Raw genomic sequence first — 25,315 nt, 5'->3', positions numbered from 1 at the left:
GATGCGTGCGACTGCCCTCGTTGCCGCCGCGTTGTTCGGAACCACACTCGCGGCCTGGGCTCCGGCGATCCACACGGACGACGTCACGTCCGTGCCGCTTGATGATCAGCAGACGGAGATTCGCGCAAGTATTGGCGGCGGCAGCGGCCGCCTGCCCCGCCTCGCGATTCCTGCCTTCCTGGTGACCGGTGCCGATGCCGAGGTGCAGGAGGCGTCCGCGACACTTGCTGAGGTGCTGTGGAACGACCTCGAGTTCGAGCGCGAATTCCTGATGATCAGCCGGCAAGGCGTCAGCCAGATTCCTGCCGCGCCGGCCGAGTCACTCCCCTACGACCTCTGGAATCAGATTGGCGCCGATGAGGTGCTGGTCGGAAGTGTGCGGCGTGTGGACGGCAACATCCAGTTCGACGTGCGGATGATGAATGTCGAGCGGAAGGTCTCCACGTTCGGCCGGCGCTACACCTGTTCACTGCGCGGCCTCCGGCTCTGCGCGCATACGGTGGCCGACGAAGTGCACAAGGAGCGGTTCGGCCTCGATGGCGTGGCGCGGACCAAATTCGCCTTCACGTCGGACCGCGATGGCGATCGCATGGGCGACACCATCGAGGCGCGCTCGGTCAAGGAAGTGTATGTGTCGGACTACGACGGGTTCAGGGCCAGCCGCGTCACCACACGCGGGTCACTGAATCTGGCACCGGCCTGGGCTCCCGACAGCCGCGCCATCGTGTATCAGTCGCATCAGTCGGGCTTCGTGGACATCTACGTGCAGAAACTCTACGAGGCGCAGGCCCAGCAGGTGCGTCCGGCGCGCGGCACCGACCGCACCCAGAACTTCCTGCCCGACTGGTCTCCCGATGGCACTCGCATCGCCTATGCCTCGAGCCAGGACGGCAATTGGGACATCTACGTGGTCAACGTGGATGGCAGCGACATGCGCCGGTTGACGTCCGACAAGAGTACCGACAGTTCGCCCACGTGGTCGCCCAACGGGCTGCAGATCGCGTTCACCTCGAACAGAGGCGGCAGCAATCAGATTTACATGATGAGCGCCGACGGCGGCCCCGTGACGAAGTTAACGAGCGAGGCCCGGCGCGCAGACCGTCCGACGTGGGCGGGCGGCTACATCGTCTATAGCGCCGAGACGCCTGACGACCGCGTGGAGATCAAGCGCATTGACGTGGGCACCCGCAAGGTGGACCAGCTCACCGACGGCGCGTCGAATGAGAGTCCCACCGTGGCGCCCAATGGGCGGCACATCGCCTTCGTCACCACCCGGTGGGGCAAGGGCGAACAGATCGCAGTGATGAACCTGGACGGTAAGAACGTGCGACAGGTGACATTTGTCGGCAACAACAGATATCCCAGCTGGTCTGCCAGCCCCCAGGGAAGATAGAGGTCAAACAAACGATGCGTGTTACTTTTTTTGTCGCGACGGCCCTGTGCGGAACCGCGCTCGCGGCGTGGACCCCGCCGATCGGCACGACAGAGGTCACCTCAATGCCGCTCGATCAGCAGACCGAGATCCGCACGAGTATTGGCGGCGCCAGCGGCCGGCTGCCGCGCCTCGCGATTCCAGCGTTCCTCATGACTGGCGCCGATGCCGAACTCCAGGATGCGGCCAAGACACTCGGCGATGTCTTGTGGAAGGACCTCGAGTTCGAGCGCGAATTCCAGATGATCAGTCAGGCCGGCGCCGCGCAGGTGCCGTCTGCGCCCGCGGAATCCCTTCCCTACGACTCATGGAACCAGATCGGCGCCGACGATGTGCTGGTGGGGAGCGTGGTGCGGGCCGACGGAAACCTGCAACTCGATGTGCGCGTGATGAACGTGGAGCGCAAGGTGGCGACCTTCGGCAAGCGATACACCTGTTCATTGCGAGGCGTGCGCCTTTGCGCGCATACCATCGCCGACGAACTGCACAAGGAACGATTCGGTCTCGACGGTGTGGCGCGGACCAAGTTCGCGTTTGTCTCAGACCGCGATGGTGAACGGATGGGCGGCACGATCGAAGCCCGGTCGATCAAGGAAGTGTATGTGGCCGACTACGACGGCTTCAGGCCCAGCCGCGTGACCGTGCGCGGCTCGCTCAATCTGGCGCCCTCATGGTCGCCCGACAGCCGCGCGATCGTGTATCAGTCTCACCAGTCGGGGTTTGTCGATATCTACGTGCAGAAGCTGTACGAAGTGCAGGTGCAGCTCGGCCGGCCGGCTCGCGGCACTGATCGCGCACAGAACTTCCTGCCGGCATGGTCGCCCGACGGCACCCGCATCGCGTACGCGTCCAGTCGCGACGGTAACTGGGAGATCTATGTCGTCAAGGTGGACGGCACCGACATGCGACGGCTGACGTCGCATCCGTCAGACGACAGCGCTCCCGCGTGGTCGCCAAACGGCACGCAGATCGCGTTCACGTCAGACCGCGGCGGCAGCAACCAGATCTACATCATGAGCGCCGACGGCGGGCCGGCCACCAAGATGACCAGCGAGGCCAGAAAGGCCGACCGTCCCACGTGGGCGCTCGACTTCATCGCATACAGCGCCGAAGTGCCTGGCGGTGTCGAGATCAAGAAAGTCAACGTCGGCACCCGCGACGTCGTACAGTTGACTGATGGTCCTGGCTCCAATGAAAGTCCCACCGTCTCTCCCAACGGACGCCACATTGCGTTTGTGACGACACGCTGGGGCAAGGAACACATCGCCGTCATGGATGCCGACGGAAAAAACGTGCGGCAAATCACCAACGCCGGCAACAACCGCTACCCACGCTGGTCAACTCGCTAGTCGAACGATCAAAAGGATCCCACGCTTATGTCACGTTTCTCGCTCTCGTCTCTTCTGGTGGTTGGTGCGCTGTCGCTTGCCACGGCATGCGGTGGCAAGACGCCGCCCGCGACCAGCCCCACGACTCCGCCGCCCGGACCTCAGGCATTTCCCGGCGCCGGCGGCACACCATCCACACGCCCACCGGTGCCGCAGGCGCCCGACGCACCGCCTGTCATCTCCGCAGAGCCGCTCGTCGTCTCGTCAGACCCGCTCGCGACCATGGATACGGATGAAATTAACCGGCAGGCGCCGCTTGGTCCCGTGTTTTTCAAGTACGACAGTGATTCGGTGGACGAAGAAGGACAGAAGGTGCTGACCGACAACGCGGCCATCCTCAAGAAGTACCCCACATGGGCCATCACCATTGAGGGCCATAGCGATGAACGTGGCACCGCCGAATACAACCTGGCGCTCGGCGAACGTCGCGCCCTGTCCGCGAAGAGTTATCTGCTCTCACTCGGGATTTCGGCAGACCGCATTCGCACGGTGAGCTACGGCAAAGAGTTTCCGTTTGACCCCGGTCACGATGAGGCCGCCTGGGCCAAGAACCGCCGGGGCCACTTCGTCGTCACGGCGAAATAGGTCTTTCCGTCCGCGAAGGGATGACGTCATGAATGTTCGGTCACTGACCCGCACCGGTCTGTTTGTGATCGCGGTGGCGGGCTCGTTAGCGCCCGGTGTCGCCTCCGCGCAGAATCGCGAGCACCAGCAACTGTTTGCCGACGTCCGCATGCTCCAGGAGCAGACGCAGCAATTGCGGCTGGCCGTGGCGTCGCTGTCCGAGGCCCTGGCCAAAGTGGGTCCGCGACTGGACGAGCAGGCCGGCGCGACGCGCAAACTGTTCGCCGATCAGGGGCTGGTGATTGGGGCACTGACCGACAATGCGCGCATCCTGCGCGAGAAACTCGATGCCACGAACGTGAGTCTCTCCAAGGAAGCGCACGAAATGGAGACCATGCGGCAGGAACTGGCCGCCCAGCGGACCCTGCTCACCCAGATCATCACGCTGCTGACCGCGGCGTCGGCGGCAACCGATCCGTCAGCGGCCGCGGCCGCCGGCACCGGCGCGACACCTCCCGTCGCCACTCCCCCGCCCGCCGTGCCCGCCCCACCGCAGAACCCGCAACGCGCCTTTGATTCCGCGTTCGGCGATTACGCCCGTGGTGACTTCGAAATGGCGATTACGGGGTTTGAGTACTACATCAAGATCTTCCCGACCTCGCCCGACGCCGCCAAGGCCCGCTTCCACATCGCCGAGTCGTATTACGGCAAAGGTGGATTCAAAGAAGCCGTTGCAGCCTATGAACAAGTGATTACAATTCACAAGGGGACGGACTGGGAACCGCAGGCGATCTACAAACAAGGCCTGGCCTACGAACAACTGGGCCAGACGGCGCGTGCCAGGACGAATTGGGAACTGGTGCGGCGGTCATTCCCCGATAGCAGCGCGTACATGCTGGCCACACAGGCATTGGCGCGTATTAATAAGTAGCACCACCCACGCGCGGGGTATACGCGCGAGAGAGCAAAGGACGGGTCATGGGCAGTGTCAATAAAGCAATTCTGGTGGGGAACCTCGGTCGCGACGCAGAGATGCGTTTTACAACCGGCGGCACAGCCGTCGCCACGGTGAGTATCGCCACCACCGATCACTTCACAGACCGCGATGGTCAGAAGCGTGAAGATACGCAGTGGCATCGCATTGTCATCTGGGGCAAAACGGCCGAGTCCATTCAGCCGTATCTCACCAAAGGCAAACAGATCTACGTCGAGGGCAAGATCCAGACGCGCGAGTGGACCGACAAGGAAGGCAAGCAGGTCAAGACGACTGAAATTCGCGCCGACCGTGTGGTCCTGCTTGGCGGCGCCGGAGGTGGTGGTGGCGGCGAACGCGCCGCGCGGCCCCAGCGTGACCGCTACGCGTCAGCGGGCGCCGGTTCCGGAGGCTCGGACATGCCCGACGACATGGGCCCGGTCGACGCCCCGAACGACGACGACATCCCCTTTTAGCTGAATCGGTTCATGCATGTCGCCGGGTCTGAAGACCCGGCCTCCTTCCGGATGGACGCCGGGTCTTTCCGGATGGAGGCCGGGTCTTTAGACCCGGCGACTACGTCTTCCGTCCGTAGAGGTCCTGTAGCCGGACGACGTCGTCGAGCTCTGGCGTCGAGACTTCCATGATGTCCGAGTCTTCGATCGCCGTCATGCGGTGCACGGTCGGCGGCGTGATGTGCACGGATTCTCCCGGCAGCATTTCGCGCTCGACGAGCTTGCCGTTCTCTTCGATCTCAAACTTGATCTTGCCTGACCAGAGGAAGATCGTCTCGTCCTTGACGTTGTGGTACTGCAGGCTCAGCGCGTGACCCTTGTTCACGTGGATGACCTTGCCCACGTAGCGATCCGTCTTCGCCCAGTGCAGTTCGTAGCCCCAAGGCTTCTCTACCCGTATCACGTTCACCATTGTTCCCTCACTCCTGTGCGGCTACCCACCCGCAATCGCCTTGTGCATCACTTCTGCGATGGGCGCCAATAGTCTGTGCACATCCTCGGCCCCGTCGGCAATGATCGCCTGGCGCGCGCACCGTTCCGCGAGGCGGCTGTCCACAGCCCGCAGGCCCCGCTTCACGACTGGAAGCGCTGCCGGCGTCATGCTGAACGCCCGGTATCCCAGCCCGACCAGAAGTGCCACCAGCAACGGGTCGGCCGCCATTTCGCCGCAGACCGAAAAATCACGGCCCGCCCGCCGGCCGGCCACCGCCACCATGCGCAGCAGCCGCAACACCGCCGGCTCACGCGGCTCATAGTGGCCCGACAGACGTTCGTCTGTCCTGTCTATGGCCAAAGTGTACTGGATCAGGTCGTTGGTGCCGACGCTGAGAAAGTCAGCGTCGCGCGCGAGGCGATCGGCCGTCAGGGCCGCCGCCGGCACTTCAATCATGGCGCCCACAGGCACGGCGTCTGCGCCTGGCAGGCCACGGCCGATCTCCGCGATGAGGGCCCGCGCCTGCCGGAACTCCGCCGCTGAGGTCACAAACGGCAGCAGGATGCGCAACTGCCCGAACGGCGCGGCACGCAGCAGGGCGCGAATCTGGACGCGAAATCGATCGTCGTGCTGGAGCGCGGCGCGCACGCCCCGAAGGCCGAACCGCTCGCGGTGTGCCAGGCCGTGCGTCGCCCGTTCCCATCGCTCTTCGCCAGCGTCGAATGTACGGATCGTGACCGGCCGTGGGGCCAGCGCTTCAAGGAGCCTGCGGTAGGTGTCGAACTGGGCGTCTTCGTGGAGCCCGCCGGCGACCGGCGCGCGGTCGAGCAGGAACTCGGATCGGTAGAGCCCAATGCCTTCGGCGCCAACGTCGAGCACGCGGCCCACTTCCTCCGCGATCTCGAGATTGGCGTCGAGTCGAATCCGCAGACCGTCGGCGGTGGCGGCCGGCACGGCGCGCCACTCATCGAGTTTTCGCAGGGCGGCGGTCGCCAGCTGTGCCCGCAACGTCCAGCGTTCCAGCGCTTGCTGGTCGGGCTCCACCACCACTTCGCCCGTGGCGCCATCAATCGCGATGGTCTGTCCAGGCAGGATGACCTGCGTCGCGCTGCCAAGCCCCACCACCGTCGGGATGCCAAGGGAGCGCACGAGAATGACTGTGTGGTTGGTCGGGCTGCCGACGTCGCACACCAGCCCGCGCACTTTCGTCCAGTCGAGCTGAGCGGCGATCGACGGCGACACTTCGTCTGCCACCACAATCAAGGGGCCATCGAGCTCCTGGACGAGTGACACCAGCGGATCGCGACCCGGACGCAGGTTGCGTTGCAACCGCCCGCCCACATCGGCGAGGTCGCCTATGCGTTCGCGCAGCCAGGCATCGCCTTCCCTGGCAAACACCTCGTGCAGTTCCTCCATCGCCCGCTCAAGCGCCCAGTCGGCGTTGATGCGCTCGGTGCGGATCAGTTCATCCACTCTCGAGGCCAGCATCGGGTCATCAAGCATCAGCAACTGCGCGGCGAAGATGGCCGCCTGGGCCTGGCCCACGGTGCGCGAGACGCGCGTCGAGATGTCCTCAAGTTGGGTTCGAGTGATCGCCCGGGCCGCCCGCAATCGCTGCCGCTCGCGATCCACCCGGCCGGCTGCGAGCCGGTAGCGCACCTGCCGAGCGTCACTGACGGCCACGACGGCGCGGCCAATGGCGGTCCCTTCCGCGACGCCCCGTCCGTTCAGGCGCACATTCGTGCGGGTCATGGTTCGTCGAATCCCCGCGCCACCAACGCCGCCAGCGAGTCCAGCGCATCGACCGCATCCGGCCCCGACGCAGACAGCTCAAGCGTGGCTCCTCTGGGCGCCGCAAGCAACAACAGCCCGAGAATGCTCTTGCCGTCTACGGTACGAGCCCCGCGCGTGATCTTGATCTGGCTCTTGAATCGCCCTGCGTGATGGACAAATCTCGCAGCCGCCCGCGCATGAAGCCCCAACGCGTTGACGATGGTTACCGTACGCGCCTCCATAGGGCCAATCAGCTGCCCGTGCCGCGCAACAAGTCGGACGCCACACGAATCGCCTGCCGGCCATCGTCGGCGATCGCTCGAGCCGCGGCCAGGACGTTCCCGGTGGCGGCCGCGCGCGCCAGTTTGATGAGCATCGGCAGATTGACGCCCGTGACCACTTCGATGCGGTCGGCTTCGAGGAAGGTCATCGCCAGATTGGACGGCGTGCCGCCGAACATGTCCGTCAGCAGGAGGACACCCGCCCCGGTATCCACTCGCGCGATCGCGCGTGACATCGCACTGGTCGCGACGGGCACATCGTCGTGCCAGCCGATGGAGACTGCGGTAAACCCCGGCAGGTCGCCCACGATCGTCTCTGCGGCGTTGAGCAGTTCAGTGGCGAGCAACCCGTGCGTCACGATCACGACGCCCACGACGGGACCAGCCGAGGGAAGCACCGGTTCGTTGTCAGACATTGGCCAACTCCCTGTGCCGGACCCTCACCTGCACGTGCCGTGTCCGGCGAAGCGCGCGCCCAAGAGCCTCCGCGATGGCAACGCTGCGGTGCTGCCCACCTGTGCAGCCGATGGCCACGGTCAGGTAGGCCTTCCCCTCCGCCACGTACTGCGGCAGCAGAAACCGCAACAGCGCGGTGGTCAGCGTGAGAAATTTTGCGGCTTCAGGCAGGCCGAGCACGTAACGCGCGACTTTTCGGTCAAGGCCTGTGAGGGGCCGCAGGGTCGGGACGAAATGCGGGTTCTTCAGGAAGCGCACGTCGAACATGAGGTCGGCATCAGATGGCACCCCGCGCTTGAACGCAAAACTCTGCAGCGTCACGGTCAGCGGCGTTGTTGCCGGTGTGCCACCACCGAAGGCGAGCATCTGCCTGCGGAGGTCGTGCACGGTCAGGCGGGTCGTATCCAGCACGAAGTCGGCCAGCTTCCTGATCGGCGCCAACCTGCGTGACTCTTCGGCGACGCCCTCGGCGGCGGAACGCCCGCGACCCAGGGGATGCGGACGCCGGGTTTCACTGAACCGCCTGACGAGCGCCTCTGGCTTTGCGTCGAGGAACACCAGCGTCGTGTCGACATCGGTGCGCCGCTTCAGCGTGCGATACACGCCTGGCAGCTGAGACAGTCTGGCGCCCTCGCGCACATCCACGACCACCGCGACGCGGCGACGAGTGTCGTCATCCCTGACAATCAGATCGACAAACGTGGATATCAGCGCCACGGGCAGGTTGTCGATGCAAAAGAACCCCAGGTCTTCGAGCGCGTGAATGGCCTGGGACTTCCCCGCCCCCGACAGGCCTGTCACCACCACGAGGTGCGGGCTCGGGTTTCGTGCCTTCCCCATCAGTCCTCCTCCAGCCCTGTGTCGTCCTGCCGTTCCGCGGCGCGCGCCAGTCGATCCTCCAGACGTCCAGCCAGCAAGCGCGCGGCATGGCGGCCTCGCGAGCGCAGCAGCGTGTTTCTGGCGGCGACCTCCACCAGCATGGCCACGTTCCTGCCCGGCGCCACCGGCATGCGGATGAGCGGCACAGCCACGCCCAGCAGGTCGCTGGTCTCCACGGTCAGACCCAGGCGATCGTATTCACGCCCCATTTCCCAGCGTTCCAGCTGCACCACCAGTTCGATCCGTTTTGAGGACCGCGTCGCGGCCACACCAAACAGGTCCGTCACATTGACCAGACCCAGGCCGCGAATCTCGACGTAGTGGCGGGTCATTTCCGGGCAGCTGCCAATCAGCACCGACTCGCCGCGGACTTTGACCTCCACGGTGTCGTCGGCCACCAGCCTGTGGCCGCGACAGACCAGATCCAGCGCACACTCACTCTTGCCGATCCCGCTTTCGCCCGTGATCAGCACGCCCAGGCCCAGGATATCGAGGAGAACGCCGTGCAGTACTTCGCGCGCCGCCATCCGGTCTTCGAGCAGCGTGGTGAGTCGTGCGATTGCGGTGGGCGTGGTCGCGCGGGTGCGCAGGACGGGAACGCCGGCGCGCTCGGCTTCCGCCAGCAATTCGGCGGGCGGCTCCAGCCCCAGCGTCAGTACCACGCACGGAAAATCCCGGGTGAAGAGGCGTGTCAGCGCCTGGCGCCGGTCGTCGGCCGCCATGCGCTCGAGATAGCGGACCTCACTCTCGCCAAACACCAGCACCCGGCCCGGCCGGAGGTATTCGTCGAATCCAGCCAGGGCCAAGCCTGTTTTCTGTGCATACGGCAGCGTGATCGCCCGCTCGAGGCCAGCGGCGCCCGCCAGAAGATCAAAATCGAGACCGGCGTCGGCTCCGCGGGCCCCAATCAGGGACGCCACCGGCACTGACATCAGAAGAACACCTTGCGCTGATTGGAGGTGGGAATCCGCAACTCCTCGCGGTATTTCGCAATCGTGCGGCGTGCCAGCACCAGGCCTTCGCGCTGCAGCACATTCATGATCTTCGAGTCGCTCATCGGCCGCTTCGGATCTTCCCCTTCGATGATCTTCTTGATCCGCTGTTTGATGGTCACCGACGACACGTTTTCGCCGTACGAACTGCTGATGCCGCTGTGGAAGAAGTACTTCATCTCGTACACGCCCTGCGGCGTGTGCATGTACTTGTTGTTCACCACACGCGAGACCGTGGATTCGTGCATCCCGATATCGTTCGCTACATCCCGCAACACCAGCGGCCGCAGATACTCGATGCCCTTGTCGAGAAACTCGCCCTGGAACGTGATGATGCTGGTCGCCACCTTCACAATCGTTTTCTGGCGCTGATCCACCGACTTCAACAGCCACAGGGCGGATCGGAATTTGTCTTTGACGTATGCCCGCGTTTCGTCGGATGCTTCGCCGCCCTTGTCGAGCAACCGTCGATACACGGGACTGATGCGCAACTGCGGCAGGCCCTCTTCATTGAGCACCGCGCGATAGCCGTCTTCCGTCTTGATGATGTAGATATCCGGGATGACGTACTGGGAGTCTGCCGGCGTGTAGCGCGCGCCGGGTTTCGGATCCAGATGGCGCACCACTTCGAGGTACGCCTTGATTTCCTCTGGCGGCAACCCCAGCGCCTTGGCGAGTTCAGGCACGCGGTGATTCTGCAGCAGCGGCAGATGATCCCGCACGAGCGTCTCTACCGGCGTGCCCGCCAGACCCGCGCCGCGCAACTGCAGCAACAGGCACTCCTGCAGGTCCCGTGCGCCGACGCCGATCGGGTCGAACGACTGGATGTGCTCCAGTGCCTTTTCGACGATGGCCACAGGCCAGGGGCCGAGGCCGGCGATTTCGCCGATCGACGCCACCAACATGCCATCGTCATCGATGTTGCCGATGATGGCTTCGCCAATGTCGCGAATCAATGGGTCGGCGGTCTGCAGGCTCAGTTGCCACTTCAGGTGATCGGCCAGCGAGCCCCGATTGGCCAGCGTATTTTCAATCGGCGGCAATTCGCGTACTTCATACGCCTGCTTGGGCCGATAACCGTCGTTCAGGTAGTCGCCGAAAAAATACTCGTAGTCGGCATCATCCCAGGTGTCGCCTTTTTCATCGGTCTTATCGGGAACAGGCTCGGCTTCGGCGGCCACTTCCGGCGTGGGAACATCTTCGGCCGATTCCTCGAGGAGCGGGTTCTCGATCATCTCCTGGTTCAGCAACTCCGCGAGCTCGATCGTCGTCATCGGCAGCAGCTTGATCGCCTGCTGGAGCGATGGCGTCAGAATCAGCTTCTGGGAGAGCCGCGCGGAGAGTTTTTGTGAAAGGGCCATCAGGGACGAAATACTGCTGTCGATCCCATCTTAGTCCAGGCGGAAATCGGTCCCGAGGTAAATCCGCTTCACATCGTCATCATCGGCCAGCGCCTGCGGCGTTCCGCTGCGGAAGATCGCACCATCGTGAACGATGTAGGCGCGGTCGGTAATCTTCAGGGTCTCCCTCACATTGTGGTCGGTCACCAGCACGCCGATGCCCCGGGTCTTGAGGTGCACCACGATCTGCTGGATATCGCTGACCGCGATCGGGTCAATGCCCGCGAATGGTTCGTCGAGCAGGATGAACTTCGGAGAATTCACGAGCGCGCGGGTGATCTCAGTCCTGCGGCGTTCGCCTCCAGACAGCGTATACGCCTTGGACCTCGCCAGGGCTGTCAGACCCAGTTCTCCCAACAGCGTCTTGAGGCGCGTGCGCCGTTCAGCGGCCGACAACGGCAGCGTTTCGAGGATCGCCAGAATGTTCTGCTCCACCGTCAGGCCACGGAAGATGGAGGCTTCCTGCGGAAGATAGCCGATGCCTTTGCGCGACCGGACATACATCGCATCGCCGGTCACGTCGGCATCATCAAGGAGCACGCGTCCACTATCGGGCGCCGTCAAGCCGACCACCATGCCGAATGTGGTGGTCTTACCTGCGCCGTTGGGGCCCAACAAGCCGACGATTTCGCCGGACGAGACCGAGATGTCCACGCCCTTGACGACCGTGCGTCCGCCGTAGGCCTTGGTCAGGCCTTCACTTCGCAGGGTCGCCATCTATTTGATGACCTCAGCGCATTTCCGCTCCCGTGCCGTGCCCAACGAGCCTCCCTTGTTTTTCACGTTCGAGTATCCTTCCGTGCGCAGGAAGGACAATTCCGTCCCGGTTCCAACCTCGCAAATGCCGGGCCCCTTCGTGGCGGAGCGTGACACGAATAGCGCCTGCGCTCCGGTGACCACATACCGATCGGTCTCAGCATCGTATGTCAACCGCGTGCCGATCGTGACTCGGCCCTCGGGCAGGGTCGCGCGCACTTCGCCTTTGTCTGCGGCCACGGCTTCCAGATTCTTGAGCGCGCGGCGCTCGGCCATCATGTCGAGTGTGATGCGCTCCGCCGTGAGTCGTTGCGCCACGCCTGCCTCGATCGTGTCCATGGTGGCGTCGCCCGAGAACACCACCTGCCTGGTGGCGTCAACAAACGTCATCCGATCGCCCGTGAGTACCGTGCGGCCCGGCACCTTCGCGTCGCGCGCCCCGGGGGCCTGCTCGATCAGCAATTCCGCCCGCGCGTTGCCATTGGCTTCAATGTCGTGTTTCCGTTCGTCGAGCCGAACCTGGTCCCCGCGGATGACGTTGGCCGCCGCGTTCCCCTCACCCCTCTGCACCAGCACCACGTCTCCGATGTACTCCGCGATGCCCGTGACTTCGGAGTAGGCCAGCTCACTCGCAACTCCTGAAATCGGTCTTCCCCTATCGAACAGTCCAGCTGTTTTGGCACCTTTCGCCGCGGTCGGCCGCGGCATGATCGTCGACTTCACTCCGCCGTGCGCAGTGAATGCGTCCTGCCTGATATCCAAATTGATCTCAACCGCCGTGACATCGGTTTGCTGGTTCACCACTTTCGACTGTGACTTCTGGACACCGGGTCGCAGTTTCAGGGTCTCAGCCTTGGCGTTATACAACCCCTGGTCGCCCGCCGCCACCACCGACGTGTCCCGCGTTCCCGCGAACGCAGGCATCTTCGCGGCCGAACACTGGACGACCGAGCCGGGGGGCGTTGGTGCAATGGGACCGACGAAGCAGAAGTTCTGCCGGAAGTCCGCCACGGTGACCTGGTTCAGCGCACCTTCGAGACCAAGCACCAGCGAGTTCGAACTCGCGACGCGAATGGCGGCGGCCTGGCCTCGCGACGCAGGCAACGTCTCGCGGTACTGCACCCCGCCGGAAAACACGGCCCGGTCCAGGCCTTTGGGATCAGGCCCCTCTGCCAGCAACTCGGCGGATTGAATCGTGCGGGCCGGCGTCTCACCGTCGCGCGGCAGCAGCACCTCTGTGGGCGCTGTCGTCGAGAGCCGGGTCAGCACTTCCCCGTCCGCTCCGACATAAAACTCGATATCACTGCCGCTCACACGTGTCGTGCTGTTGTTCTCCCGCATCGTCAGCACGGCGCTGCCGCCGATTTGTGCGTGGGCCAGCAAACTTGTCTCGGGCGCGAAGTCCATGAAAATCCGGTCACCACGCATGTCGGGCCGGTCGCCCGTGCCGGTCTGCCTGACCACAGACTTGCCCTCCAGTTCGATGCGATTCACGCTCTGCGTGTTCTCACCAAATCGCACCACCATCGCATCCGCGCTGAAATGCTGGTTGTCACGGGTGAGCTGTGTGCCTTCTTCGGCGCGGATGTACCGATCCGCCTCCGCGAGACCGATGCGTTTTGCCGTGACCACCACCGACGGCCCACTGCCCTCCGGGGCAATGGTGAGGCGCGACTGGTCGTACATCCAGAACACCGAGCGGTCCATGTACAGGTCGCCGCCCACCCCCTCGCCCGTCATCCGGTCACGTTTGAATGACACCGGGCCAGGAAAGTTCGTCCGTTTTTCCTCATTGAGGTAGGTCGCCTCATCGCCAGACACTTCGAACCCGTTTTCGCCCGTCATCCGAACCTTGCGGCGAAACACGACGGTTGAGGGTTGGTCCCCCGTCGGTCCCGACTTGCCCGCCAACTCGGCCACACCCGCATTCACCGTGTATGGGACGCCGTTGTGCCCAAAGGTCATGTGAACCTGACTTCCTCAAATACCTTGCGGCCGTCGGCCATGATCCGAGCATCCTCTTGTAGTCGATGGAATAACTCACGAGGCCGGTTGCGGAATCAACCACCTTCGTGGTGCCTTCGGCCGCGGTCGCCGTCACCGTCGCGTCCAGCATCGTTGGAGTCGCGATCGCGGGCGGCGGCGCGACGGGTTTCTTGCGCAGCACGACGTACACGGCCACCGCGCAGCCCACGCCAATGAGGGCGACCACCACCCGCGCGACCTTCTGCCACTTCACGCCGCTGTCTCCCCTTCCGGCGCCCGTACATCAGCCACCGTCAACTCCGTGACCCGCTCGCCTCGAAAGTCATTCTGATCGAGAGAGTACGCCAGTTCCAGCCCAAATCGGTTTGCCGACAGGTAGGCCTCCCGCTCGGCCGCCCGCCACGCCACACCCCTGAAGGAGCGCCCGTCCTGGCGGAACATCAGCGAGAGGTGCCGCTCCTTCATGACGCGCGGCGGCTGCGCCAGTTCCACGGGCGACGCCCTGAAGATCGGCTTGGGATTGGCCGAGCCAAACGGCTCGAGGCGCGATAGCGCCTGGACCACATCCCCGGTGATGTCACGGAGTCCCAGGGGCGCGTCAATCCGCAGGCGAGGAATGAGGTCGGCCGGCTCGAGGTTGAGGTTGGCGTACTCAGTCAACCGGCGTCGCATCTCGGGCAGCCGCCCAACGTCAACCGTCACGCCTGCGGCCTGCTTGTGGCCCCCGAATTTCATGAACACGTCAGGGTTGGCCTCGAGCGCGGCGAGCATGTCGAACGCGGGAATGCTGCGACACGAGCCGTGAGCCACGCCGTTCTCGATGGCCAGCACGATGGCCGGCTTGCAGAACGAGTCCACCAACTTGGATGCGACGATCCCCACCACACCCCGATGCCACCCCTCGGACGCCACCACGAGCATGTTGTGACCGCCGATCTCCGGGTCCTTCTCCACCATGCGCCTGGCTTCCACGAGCATCCCGGCCTCGCTCTCCTGCCGGCGGGTATTCTCGTCGGTCAGTTCCTTCGCGAGCGCGCGAGCCGCCACTCTCGACTCCGCGTCTCGCCCTCTGGACAAGAGGAGGTCCACCGCGCGGCCGGCGTGCCCCATTCGCCCGGCGGCGTTCAACCGGGGCGCGAGCACGAAGCCGACGTGAAAACTGTCGAGTCGCTTGCCCGACAGCCCGCTCTCCTCCAACAACGCCTCCAGTCCCGTGCCATGCGGCCCGCGCGAAAGTGCGTCGAGCCCGAACTTTGCGATCACCCGGTTCTCGCCCACCAGCGGCACCACGTCAGCCATCGTGCCGATCGCCGCCATCTTGATGAACGACGACAGCGCGCCAGCGCCCGCCGCGTGGTCCTGTAGCAAGGCCTGCACCAACTTCAGCGCCACGCCGGCTCCGGCCAGAAACTTTTCGGGATAGGCGCAGTCGGGCCGCTTCGGGTTGATGACGGCGACGGCCTGCGGCAGTTCTGCCTCAGGTTCGTGGTGATCCGTGATGATCAGATCCACGCCGAGGTCGCGCGCACGCCGTGCGGCCTCGCTCGCGCGAATGCCGCAATCGACCGACACAATCAGCCTGGCCCCCAGCGAAGCCAGATGTTCGATCGTTTTCGGCTGCAATCCATACCCGTCCTTCATGCGATCGGGTACGAAATGACCCACGTCTGCGCCGAGCATTTCGAGCGCGCGCTGAAGCATCGCGGTGGACGTAATGCCATCCGCGTCGTAGTCGCCATGAATCATCACGCGCTCGCGGCGCTCGATCGCCTGGTGCAATCGGGCCACAGCCGGCCGCATGTCGGTCAGCAAGAACGGGTCATGCAGGTGCGCCAGGCTCGGGTCGAGAAAGCGCTGTGCTTCGTCCGGATCGGTCAGGCCACGCTGGTGCAGCAACCGCGCGAGCACCGGCGGCAGGCCGAGGGCCGCGGCCAATCGTGAGGCGCCGTCGGCATCCGACGGTACCTCGTCCCAGATCTTCCGGGCCATCACTCAGCGGGCGTGGCCGCCGCGCCGGCGCTCTCGTCGGTAAACGCGTGATCGAGGCGTCCGATCGAGCGGAACTTCTGGTAGCGGGCCTCAAGACGGTCGGGACCGCTCATGGCCGACACCTCGGCCAGGTGCCGGGCGATGGCCTCATCCAGGAGCGCGGTGGCTGCGGCATGGTCCTGATGCGCGCCACCAAGCGGCTCTGGAACAATCTCATCGATGACCTGCATGGCCAGCAGGTCGGGCGCCGTGATCTTGAGCGCTTCGGCCGCCTCCACTTTTCTCGCGGCATCGCGCCACAGGATCGCCGCACAACCTTCGGGCGGGATGACGCTGAACACCGCGAACTCCTGCATCAGGATGCGGTCGCCGATGGCAATTCCCAGCGCGCCTCCTGACCCGCCCTCGCCAGACACCACGACAATGATCGGGGTATCGAGCAGCGCCATCTCGCGCAGATTGAGGGCAATCGCTTCAGCGACACCGCGCTCTTCGGACTCCACACCCGGGAACGCCGCCGGCGTATCAACAAACACGATGACCGGCTGCTTGAACTTCTCCGCCAGACGCATCACGCGGAGCGCCTTCCGGTACCCTTCCGGCTTCGCGTACCCGAAATTCCTGTAGATCTTCTGTTTGGTGTCGCTGCCCTTCTGGTGGCCAACGATGAAGACCGGTTGGCCGTGGAAGTGCGCCATGCCGGTGACGATGGCCTTGTCGTCGCCAAAGCGGCGATCACCATGCAGTTCAGTGAAACCGGTAAACAGGCGGCCGACGTAGTCCAGCATGACGGGCCGGTCTGCATGGCGGGCGACGAGCACACGCTGCCAGGGCGTGAGGTGAGAGAAAATTTCGGCGCGAAGTTCCCGCACCCGCGCGTCCAGGCGCGCGATGGAGGCCAGCCGTTCGGGGGTTGGCGGCATCAGGCGCATGGCCTGAATCTCCTTTTGCAGGATGGCCACAGGCTCTTCAAATTCCAGGGCGTCTACCGTCATTGACTCCTCACTTCAAACACACTGCGCCGGCGCCACAGACCAACTCGACGTCGCGCACAAATCCTTCGCTGGGGCGAATGCGGTGCGACGTCCCGGCACGCACGCGCAGGCCACCGCCGCGTCCCGGCACTTCGACCACAAACGACACGCGCCGGTCGCCCGGGTGCCGTTCAAAGACCTGGGCCAGCGTTCGCAGCACGTCCCGCGAACCGCCGCGCCCGGCCACCGTGATCTGGACCTCGCGCACCACCCGTTCCCGGGCGGCCTCAAGGGTGCTCAATTCGGCGGCCACCATCTTGCCCGTCTCATCGTCGCGCTCGAACTTGCCCCGCACAATCAGCATGGCATCATCCGCCACGAGGCGGCCGAATTTCGCGTAGGCCTCGGGGAAGACCACCACCTCGAACTTGCCGCCCTCGTCTTCGAGGTTAAAGGCCGCCATCGGGTCGCCCCGCTTCGTTTTGAGCCGGCGGACACCGGTGACCACGCCGGCCACCTGGCAATCCGGCTCGGACTGGAACAAGGCCGACACGGTGCGCGCGCCGACGGCCGCAATGACCTCCGCGTAGCGCTGTAGGGGGTGCCCACTGATATAGAGACCGAGGGCTTCCTTTTCGAAGGTCAGCGCTTGTGTCTCGGTCCAGGGCGCCGCCTCGGGCAGCACCGCCGCATCGCTTTGCGGCACGGCACTGTCCTCGTCATTGCCGAACAACTGTGACTGGCCCTGATCGCGATCCTTCTGGTGGCGGTTGCCGTGGTCCAGGATGCGGTCAATGCCGGCCAGCATGCGCGGCCGCCATTGGAGGTACTGCTCACGCCCACCGGGCGCCAGGCTGTCGCACGCACCCGCCTTGATCAGGCTCTCAATGACCTTCTTGTTCACCAATCGGAGGTCCAGGTGTTCGGCGAGCGAGAACATCGATGTGATCGTGCCGCCCAGGGCTTCGCGTGCGGCCATCAGCGACACGATCGCCCCTTCGCCGGCGCCCTTGACCGCCCCGAGTCCGAACCTGACGCCGTCGGGCTGGCCATCCGTCTTCTGCACCGTGAAGTGGAGCGCGCTGGCGTTGATGTCGGGCGGCCGCACCGCCACACCCAATTCGCGACACTCCGCGAGGTACAGCGCGACTTTCTCTGAGGTCTGCGACTCAATGGTCAGCAGGGCCGCCATGAAGTGCTGGGGGTAGTTCGCCTTGAGGTACCCCGTCTGGTAGGCCAGCAATGCGTAGGCCGTGGAGTGCGACTTGTTGAAACCGTACCCGGCGAAGAATTCAATGAACTGGAAGATCTTCGTGGCCTTCTTCTCGGAGATGCCACGCTCGGCGCACCCGGACATGAATCGAAGGCGGGTGGCCTCCATCTTCTTTTCGTCTTTTTTACCCATGGCGCGGCGCAGTTCGTCCGCCTGCCCCAGGGTGAAGCCGGCCAGGTCGCTGGCCAGCCGCATGACCTGCTCCTGATACGCGATGACGCCGTAGGTCTCTTTGAGGACCGGCTCCATCTGCGCCAGTTCGTACTTGATCTCGACGCGGCCATGTTTCCGGTTGATGTAGTCGTCAACAACGCCGCCACGCAACGGTCCGGGCCGGTACAACGCGTTGAGGGCGATCAGGTCTTCCAGGCACTGCGGCTTCGCTTTCCGCAGCGTCTCGCGCATGCCCGAGCTTTCAAACTGGAACACGCCGTGTGTCTGGCCGTTGGCAAACAGCTGATACGTCTTCGCGTCGTCCACCGCCAGATGGTCGAGGTCCACCACATCGCCGGTGGTTTCCTTGATGTGCTTGACGGCATCATCCAGCAGCGTCAGGGTGCTCAAACCGAGGAAGTCCATCTTGAGCAGGCCCACCCGCTCGATGTCCTTCATGGCCCACTGGGTCGTGATTTCGTCCTTCTGGCTGCGATAGAGAGGAGCGAACTCCACCACCTGCCTTGGCGCAATGACGACGCCCGCGGCGTGCACCGACGCGTGCCGCGTCATCCCTTCCAGGCGCCTGGCCACCTTCAACAGTTCGCGCACGCGCTCGTCCTTGCGTTCAAGGTCGGCCAGCGCGGGCACCTCCTCGATCGCCTTGTCGAGGCTCATGTCGAGCGTGCCGGGAATCAGCTTGGCCACGCGGTCAACTTCGGAGATCGGGAACTCCATCACGCGCCCGACGTCGCGGACCACGGCGCGAGCCTTCATGGTGCCGAACGTGATGATCTGCGCCACGTTTTCGCGGCCGTACTTCTGCGTGACGTACTGGATCACTTCGGCGCGCCGCCGCTCGCAGAAGTCGATATCGATATCCGGCAGTGTGATGCGCTCGGGATTCAGGAACCGTTCGAAGTACAGGTCGAAGTGCAGGGGATCGATGTCCGTGATCCGCATGCAATACGCCACGAGACTTCCGGCGGCGGACCCGCGGCCCGGTCCGACAGGAATGCCGCGTTCACGGGCGTGGCGAATGAAGTCCCAGACGATCAGGAAGTACCCGTCGTACTTCATCTGCCGGATCATGTCGAGTTCGTACTGCAGCCGCGCCTCGTACTCGGCAAACGTCCGGCGCAATTCACCGCGCGCTTCCATCTCGCGCCAGCGCACCATCCGTTCCTGGAACCCCTCACGCGCGACGTGCTCGAAGTACGAGCCGGCCGTGAACCCGGGCGGCACATCGAAGTCGGGAAGATGGTTGACGTTCTTCGGAATATCGACCGAGCACCGCTCCGCGATCCGCAGCGTGTTGGCCAACGCGTCTGGATGGTCACCGAACACCACGGCCATTTCCTCGGGAGTCTTCAGGAAAAACTGATCCCCGTGATATTTGAGGCGCTTTTCGTCGCTGACGTTCTTGCCCGTGCCGATGCACAGCAGGATGTCGTGCGGGTGCTGATCGGTGTTCTTGAGGTAGTGCACGTCATTGGTCGCCACCAGCGGCAGCCCAAGTTCTCGTGCGATGGGCAGCAGGCCGGTGTTGACGATGCGCTGCTCTTCGATGCCCTGGTACTGCATCTCGAGAAAGAAGTTGTCCGGTCCCAGGATGTCGCGATAACGCGCCGCTGCGTCCATCGCCTTGCGCGCCTGGTCAGTGCGAATGCCGGTTGCCACTTCCCCCTTGAGGCAACTGCTGAGTCCAATCAACCCCTTCGCGTGCTGAGCCAGCAGGGCGTGGTCGATTCTCGGCTTGTAGTAGAAGCCCTCGGTGTAGCCCGATGACACGAGCTTCATCAGGTTGTGGAACCCTTCCGTGGTTTCCGAGAGCAGCACCAGGTGGTTGGCCGTCTCACCTGGCGTGCCGGACCGGTCACGCCGGTCGCCGGGGGCAATGTAGACCTCGCAGCCGAGGATGGGCTTGATGCCGCGCTTGTTGGCTTCGTCGAAGAACGAGACGGCCGAAAACATGTTGCCGTGTTCGGTCACCGCCACGGCGGGCATCTTGAGTTCGACGGCGCGGTCCAGCATCTCGCCGATGCGGCAGGCGCCATCAAGCAGCGAGAACTCCGTGTGCAGGTGCAGATGGACGAACTCGGCCATCCCTATTCCCACTCGATCGTGGCCGGCGGCTTGGAACTGATGTCGTAGACGACGCGATTGATGCCGCGCACCTCGTTGACGATCCGCGACGAAATGGCGCCGAGGAGTTCATGCGGCAGGCGCGCCCAGTCAGCGGTCATGCCGTCGCGGCTTTCCACCGCCCGCACCGCGATGGTGTATTCGTAGGTGCGCTCATCACCCATCACGCCGACGCTCTGCACCGGCAGCAACACGGCAAACGACTGCCACACCCGCCGATACCAGCCGGCGCGGCGGATTTCGTCCGCGACGATCGCATCCGCCAGTTGCAACAGCCGGAGCTTGTCGCGACTGATCGGGCCGAGGAGCCGCACCGCCAGACCCGGGCCCGGAAACGGCTGGCGCCACACAAACTCGTCGTCAAGCCCGAGCGTGGTGCCCACCGCGCGGACTTCGTCCTTGAACAACTCGCGCAGCGGCTCAACCAGCTTGAAGTTGAGTCGCTCAGGGAGGCCACCCACGTTGTGGTGGCTCTTGATCACGGCCGACGGGCCCAGGACCGACACACTTTCAATCACGTCCGGATACAGCGTGCCCTGCGCCAGGAATCCGAAGCCGCCCAGCGCGTTGGCTCGGTCTTCGAACACTTCGATGAACGCCGCGCCAATGATCTTCCGCTTCTTCTCGGGGTCGCTGACACCTTCCAGGCGCGTCAAAAACAAGTCTGTCGCGTCCACAAAGTCGAGCTGCAGACCGAGTCGCTCAAACCGTGTGCGCACCTGCACCGCTTCATTCAGCCGCAGCAGGCCGTTGTCTACAAAGATGCAGGTCAGCCGATCGCCAATCGCCTTGTGGATGAGGAGTGCGGCCACCGTCGAATCGACGCCGCCCGACAAACCACACACCACCCGGCCGTCGCCCACCGTCGCTCGAATGCGCGCCACACTCTCTTCCACGAACCCGGCCATCGTCCAATCGCCACGGCAGCCGCACACGTCGAACGCAAAGTTATGAAGAATCGTTGCGCCCTCGTCCGTGTGAACCACTTCCGGATGAAACAGCAACGCATAGAGGCGGCGCGACTCATCCTGCATCGCCGCAACTGGGGCGTTGACCGATGTCGCCAGCACGTCGAATCCTGCCGGCGCTGCCGCCACGCAGTCTCCATGGCTGGCCCACACGCGCAGCGACGCCGGCACACCCGTGAACAATGGACTGGCCGCGCCGGACGCTTCCACCACAGCGAGGCCAAACTCGCGTTGTGGTGCCGGCTCCACGGTGCCGCCGAATGTATCGGTCATCACCTGCATGCCGTAGCAGATACCGAGAATGGGCACACCCATCGTCCAGATACCCGGATCGGGCCGTGGCGCCCCGACGTCGGACACGCTGCGAGGACCGCCCGACAAAATGATGCCGGCCGGACGATGGCGGGCGATTTCTGCGGCGGCCGTGTGAAACGGCACGATCTCCGAATACACCGAGAACTCGCGGAGCCGCCGCGCAATCAGTTGTGTGTACTGGGAACCGAAGTCAAGAACGAGGATGGTCTGATGGGTCACTGGTATCGGCCAAGCTGAAGGAATACCGCTATTATAAGCGGGTGAGCATCACTCGCGCGGCCTTCCGGCTCGCCGCGCCCCTCTTCTCAGCGGCCCTTGTCGTTGCGGCGGCTCCCGACCCGGTGTGGCCGATGGACACCGTGTGGACGCGCCCCTTCCCCTTTGGCGATCAATTTTCGATCGCCGTCGGGGAGACTCGCCTGCTGGTCGTGGAACCGACTCAAATGACGGCGCATGCCTGGAAAGACGGCGCGTCGACCTGGATCAGCGACCTCGATGCCACCGTGACACCGGTGATCGATGAAGGCCGGGTGTTCATCGCAGCCGAAGAGCAGGTGCACGCGTTGTCCGAGATGACTGGCGTGCTCGCATGGCGTCTGCCCACCGGACCGCTGTCGATCGCCCCGACCGCACGGTCGGGCTGGCTCATCGTGGCCAGCGAGACAGGCACGTTGACCGGCGTGAACGCGTCGCTGGGCCGTGTCGTGTGGAAGACGGAAATCGGCATGGCGCTGACCACGCCAGTGTCCATTGACGGCGACCTCGTGGTGGCGGCGTTGGCGGACGGCCGGGTCACCGGTTGGCGCGTGACCGACGGCAGTTCGCGCTGGGAAACGAAGATCGGCACCCGTCCGGCGCAGGTGCTTGCTGCGGCGGGCCGCGTCTTCATCGCCGGTACGGATGGCCGCCTCATCAGCCTGCGGCAGCGCGACGGACGCCAGGAGTGGGACTACCCGTTCGGGATGCCCGTCGTCGGCCGGCTGGCCGTGGACGACCGCCACATCTACGCCACGACCATCGACAACTCGGTGCGCGGGCATACGTTCAACGGGCATCAGAAATGGCGCAACCCCGTGGACGCCCGGGTGGTGGACGGCTTAATCGCAGATGCCGGACGAATTTTTGTCCCGCAGTCCAATGGAGAGATCGCGATATTCACGAGCGCCGGCGAACCCGCCGGTCGACTTCCCGGAGCGGAAGACGCCAGCGTGCTCGGCGGCCTGGCCTCGTCGGGCACTGGCGCCGGACTCCGGATGGCGATCATCAACTCCGCCGCGTCGGAGCTGACGGTGACGGCCTATCAGCCCACGGGCCTGCCGGCGACGGTGGCGGTTACCGCGCCGCCTGGGACGCCGCTGCTGCTGGCGCTGCCGCCCGTGCGTCGCTGAGCGCGTCTGCAAGTCGTCGCACGCCTTCATGAATCCGATCGGCTGGCGGCGACGAAAATGACAGCCGGATGAACTGCCGCTCGGTCCCCGACACAAAAAACGCGCTCCCTGCCACGTAGATCACGCCCCGCGCGAGCGCCATCGGCAAGAGCGAGTCGCCGTCGATGGGCTCACGGAGGCGCGCCCACAGGAAGAATCCACCGCGCGGCATGTCCCACGTGAGCACGTCGCCGCACGCACGGGTCAATTCGTCCACCATGACGTCACGTTTCTCACGGTAGAGGGCGCGCAACCGCGGCAACTGGCGCGCAAGCACACCGCGGCGGCAGGCTTCGTTGACGATCTGCTGCCCCAGCGCGCCGCTGCACAAGTCGCTGGCCTGCTTCGCCAATTCAAACCGGCCGACCAATTCAGGAGCCGCGCTGAGCCAGGCGACGCGAAAGGCCGGCGCCAGCGTCTTGGAAAAACTGCTCATGTAGATCACGCGGCCCGTGGTGTCATCAGCGGCCAGCGCCCGCGTGTCGGCCTCCTCGGTGACATCGGTGAAATACAAGTCCCGATACGGATCGTCTTCAACCACCAGCACATCGCGGCGTTCGGCCCACTCGAGCAGGCGTCTGCGTTTGTCGAGGCCGACCAGCAAGCCTGTTGGGTTCTGGAAATTCGGGACGGTGTAGAAGAACTTCACGCGCCGTCCCTCGGCCCGTAGACGCACCAACGTGGCGTCCAGCGCGTCAAGGTCACAGCCGTCGGCGTCCTGCCGTACGCCCACCAGTTCGGCGCCCACGCCACGGAACGCAGAAATGGCACCGGTGTAAGTCGGCAGTTCAACCAACACGACATCGCCGCGATCGAGCAGCACCCGTGCGGTGAGGTCCAGGCCCTGCTGAGAACCGTTGGTGACCACCAACTGCTCCACTGGCGCGCGAATACCCCGCTCGGCCATGAGCCCTGTGATGGATTCAAGCAGCGGCCGGTACCCCCGGGTCGCGCCGTACTGCAGGACCGTCTCGCGCCGGCTCGACAACACATCATCGGCGATGGCGCGGAAGTCATCCCACGCAAACGCCGCCTCCGCCGGATACCCGGGAGCAAACGACACCAGGTCGCGGGAATCGGCAAGCATCGAACCCATCTTGCGAATCGCCGACTCCTGCATCGTCTCGCCCGCGCGCGATAGAAACGAATCGAAGTTCGTCATGCCGGAAACCTCCTGGCCTCAATGGGGCCGTTGCTCGTCGAGGCCGGCTCACCCGACGCAGGCTCGGCATAACGCCGGTACTGGCTTTGATACGCCGACCATGCCGACAGATCCATGTAGTGAAACACCACGCCACGCACCAGCCACGCGGCCAGCTGCAGCGGGACGACGGCAAGCCCGACAAACGGCACCCACGCCACGAGCGCCAGTCCGGCCGTGGCCAGCACCGACGCCGCTGTGGCCAGCAACACGAGCATCAGCACGACGCTGAAGATGCCGAGCACTTGCCGTGCATCGTGCAGCAGAAACACCCGCAGACGCGTGACCGCTGAACTGAGACGGCAGTCATCGGTCGCCATGATGACCTGCAGCAGCGCATGCGCGAGTTGCAACCCTGCCACCATCACGAGCGCCACCGCCGTGACACCCACAGCCGACACCGGCAACGCCATCGACCAGCCCGCGCGTCCCGCCAGCCGTGCGGCAAGAACCAGACTGCCGATCGCGCCCGCCGCCACGATGGCATATCCGACGTACAGCCACGCCCCAACCAAGACGTACCGGCGCCCGAGGTGATTGACCGCCTCCATGAAGCCTTCCAGGCTGAAGGCCCCGGCGCGGCTCACCGCTTCCAAGCGAAGTGGCGGCTTCTGCAGATCACCGGCGACGCGTTCCCCACGATCGAGGATGCCCATCACGCCGGCCTGAGTCAGCCACGAGAGCACGCCGCTGCCCACAGCCACAACACCCATGGCCACCACGAAACTCCAGAGTGCCACCGGTCGATGCAACAACGAGGTGATGACCAGGCCCGTGGCGGAGGTGATGCCATCCGCGAACATCATGCGCACGTCGGCTTCAGCGAGCACCGCCACCATGAACGCGCCGCCAATCACCGGGACGGCCAGCGCGAGCCGGCACACCGACACCGACACAAACTGCGCAATGACGACGGGCCAGTTTGCGGCGGCGACCAGCGCGCCGCGCTTGAGCGCGGCCCGCAACGGTAGGCCGCCGAGGCTGCCACGCACAATCAGGAGGGACACACGCGAGTATAGCCCAGCGCTTCTCTGATATCCTG

Annotated in this window: 21 protein-coding genes; 6 read left to right on the top strand and 15 right to left on the bottom strand. The window is 64.6% G+C overall.

Features of this window, described 5'->3' with window-relative positions:
• The first annotated feature begins 1 nt into the window (after position 1).
• The 5 genes from IPL75_14120 to ssb are packed head-to-tail and all read left to right on the top strand — an operon-like array spanning position 2 to position 4,833.
• Positions 2 to 1,393: a PD40 domain-containing protein gene (locus tag IPL75_14120; protein ID MBK9241357.1), complete on the top strand. Its 1,392-nt coding sequence runs from the start codon at positions 2 to 4 to the stop codon at positions 1,391 to 1,393.
• 14 nt (positions 1,394 to 1,407) lie between these two features.
• Positions 1,408 to 2,781: a PD40 domain-containing protein gene (locus tag IPL75_14115; protein MBK9241356.1), complete on the top strand. Its 1,374-nt coding sequence runs from the start codon at positions 1,408 to 1,410 to the stop codon at positions 2,779 to 2,781.
• Positions 2,782 to 2,808: 27 nt separating this feature from the next.
• The gene (gene pal, locus IPL75_14110; GenBank protein ID MBK9241355.1) at positions 2,809 to 3,405 is read left to right on the top strand and encodes a peptidoglycan-associated lipoprotein Pal; all 597 of its coding nucleotides are present in this window, start codon (positions 2,809 to 2,811) and stop codon (positions 3,403 to 3,405) included.
• 28 nt (positions 3,406 to 3,433) lie between these two features.
• The gene (locus IPL75_14105) at positions 3,434 to 4,315 is read left to right on the top strand and encodes a tetratricopeptide repeat protein (protein MBK9241354.1); all 882 of its coding nucleotides are present in this window, start codon (positions 3,434 to 3,436) and stop codon (positions 4,313 to 4,315) included.
• A 47-nt stretch (positions 4,316 to 4,362) separates the two neighbouring features.
• Positions 4,363 to 4,833 (top strand): single-stranded DNA-binding protein, encoded by a 471-nt coding sequence (gene ssb, locus IPL75_14100; GenBank protein MBK9241353.1) that lies wholly within the window; start codon positions 4,363 to 4,365, stop codon positions 4,831 to 4,833.
• Between the two features lie 100 nt (positions 4,834 to 4,933).
• On the opposite strand, the gene IPL75_14095 is transcribed toward ssb, so the two are convergent.
• From IPL75_14095 to guaA, 13 genes are all read right to left on the bottom strand, one after another.
• Complete coding sequence (locus tag IPL75_14095) at positions 4,934 to 5,284, bottom strand: cupin domain-containing protein (protein MBK9241352.1); 351 nt, start codon at positions 5,282 to 5,284, stop codon at positions 4,934 to 4,936.
• Between the two features lie 21 nt (positions 5,285 to 5,305).
• On the bottom strand, positions 5,306 to 7,057 hold the full coding sequence (gene ptsP / locus IPL75_14090) for a phosphoenolpyruvate--protein phosphotransferase (protein ID MBK9241351.1): 1,752 nt from the start codon (positions 7,055 to 7,057) through the stop codon (positions 5,306 to 5,308).
• Positions 7,054 to 7,320: an HPr family phosphocarrier protein gene (locus IPL75_14085; protein MBK9241350.1), complete on the bottom strand. Its 267-nt coding sequence runs from the start codon at positions 7,318 to 7,320 to the stop codon at positions 7,054 to 7,056. The genes ptsP and IPL75_14085 overlap by 4 nt, the downstream gene beginning before the upstream one ends.
• Before the next feature lie 8 nt (positions 7,321 to 7,328).
• Positions 7,329 to 7,775 carry a PTS sugar transporter subunit IIA gene (locus IPL75_14080; GenBank protein MBK9241349.1) on the bottom strand — a complete coding sequence of 149 codons (447 nt, stop codon included), beginning with the start codon at positions 7,773 to 7,775 and terminating at the stop codon, positions 7,329 to 7,331.
• Positions 7,768 to 8,655, bottom strand: a complete 888-nt coding sequence (rapZ, locus tag IPL75_14075) for an RNase adapter RapZ (protein MBK9241348.1) — start codon at positions 8,653 to 8,655, stop codon at positions 7,768 to 7,770. The genes IPL75_14080 and rapZ overlap by 8 nt, the downstream gene beginning before the upstream one ends.
• Positions 8,655 to 9,626, bottom strand: a complete 972-nt coding sequence (hprK, locus tag IPL75_14070) for an HPr(Ser) kinase/phosphatase (GenBank protein ID MBK9241347.1) — start codon at positions 9,624 to 9,626, stop codon at positions 8,655 to 8,657. Before hprK ends, rapZ begins: the two co-directional genes overlap by 1 nt.
• Positions 9,626 to 11,047: an RNA polymerase factor sigma-54 gene (rpoN, locus tag IPL75_14065; GenBank protein MBK9241346.1), complete on the bottom strand. Its 1,422-nt coding sequence runs from the start codon at positions 11,045 to 11,047 to the stop codon at positions 9,626 to 9,628. Before rpoN ends, hprK begins: the two co-directional genes overlap by 1 nt.
• Positions 11,048 to 11,077: 30 nt before the next feature.
• On the bottom strand, positions 11,078 to 11,803 hold the full coding sequence (lptB, locus tag IPL75_14060; protein ID MBK9241345.1) for an LPS export ABC transporter ATP-binding protein: 726 nt from the start codon (positions 11,801 to 11,803) through the stop codon (positions 11,078 to 11,080).
• Complete coding sequence (locus tag IPL75_14055; GenBank protein ID MBK9241344.1) at positions 11,804 to 13,807, bottom strand: hypothetical protein; 2,004 nt, start codon at positions 13,805 to 13,807, stop codon at positions 11,804 to 11,806.
• A gap of 270 nt (positions 13,808 to 14,077) precedes the next feature.
• Positions 14,078 to 15,817 carry a single-stranded-DNA-specific exonuclease RecJ gene (recJ, locus tag IPL75_14050; protein MBK9241343.1) on the bottom strand — a complete coding sequence of 580 codons (1,740 nt, stop codon included), beginning with the start codon at positions 15,815 to 15,817 and terminating at the stop codon, positions 14,078 to 14,080.
• Complete coding sequence (locus tag IPL75_14045; protein MBK9241342.1) at positions 15,817 to 16,812, bottom strand: acetyl-CoA carboxylase carboxyltransferase subunit alpha; 996 nt, start codon at positions 16,810 to 16,812, stop codon at positions 15,817 to 15,819. Before IPL75_14045 ends, recJ begins: the two co-directional genes overlap by 1 nt.
• A gap of 7 nt (positions 16,813 to 16,819) precedes the next feature.
• On the bottom strand, positions 16,820 to 20,323 hold the full coding sequence (gene dnaE, locus IPL75_14040; protein MBK9241341.1) for a DNA polymerase III subunit alpha: 3,504 nt from the start codon (positions 20,321 to 20,323) through the stop codon (positions 16,820 to 16,822).
• Positions 20,324 to 20,325: 2 nt separating this feature from the next.
• Positions 20,326 to 21,870: a glutamine-hydrolyzing GMP synthase gene (gene guaA / locus IPL75_14035; GenBank protein ID MBK9241340.1), complete on the bottom strand. Its 1,545-nt coding sequence runs from the start codon at positions 21,868 to 21,870 to the stop codon at positions 20,326 to 20,328.
• A 35-nt stretch (positions 21,871 to 21,905) separates the two neighbouring features.
• Here guaA and IPL75_14030 point away from each other — a divergent pair, with 35 nt between their 5' ends.
• A complete protein-coding gene (locus IPL75_14030; protein MBK9241339.1) occupies positions 21,906 to 23,033 on the top strand; it encodes a PQQ-binding-like beta-propeller repeat protein in 1,128 nt (375 codons plus the stop codon).
• Here the strand turns inward: IPL75_14030 and IPL75_14025 are convergent.
• Together IPL75_14025 and IPL75_14020 are read right to left on the bottom strand one after the other, a co-directional pair.
• The gene (locus IPL75_14025) at positions 22,978 to 24,234 is read right to left on the bottom strand and encodes a PLP-dependent aminotransferase family protein (GenBank protein ID MBK9241338.1); all 1,257 of its coding nucleotides are present in this window, start codon (positions 24,232 to 24,234) and stop codon (positions 22,978 to 22,980) included. The genes IPL75_14030 and IPL75_14025 overlap by 56 nt on opposite strands.
• On the bottom strand, positions 24,231 to 25,280 hold the full coding sequence (locus tag IPL75_14020; protein MBK9241337.1) for a hypothetical protein: 1,050 nt from the start codon (positions 25,278 to 25,280) through the stop codon (positions 24,231 to 24,233). The genes IPL75_14025 and IPL75_14020 overlap by 4 nt, the downstream gene beginning before the upstream one ends.
• Positions 25,281 to 25,315: the final 35 nt, after the last annotated feature.

Source organism: Acidobacteriota bacterium (assembly GCA_016716905.1).
Lineage (GTDB): Bacteria > Acidobacteriota > Vicinamibacteria > Vicinamibacterales > SCN-69-37 > SYFT01.
Note: the sequence above shows the minus strand (reverse complement) of the source record. Positions and strands in the feature narration are given on the sequence as shown.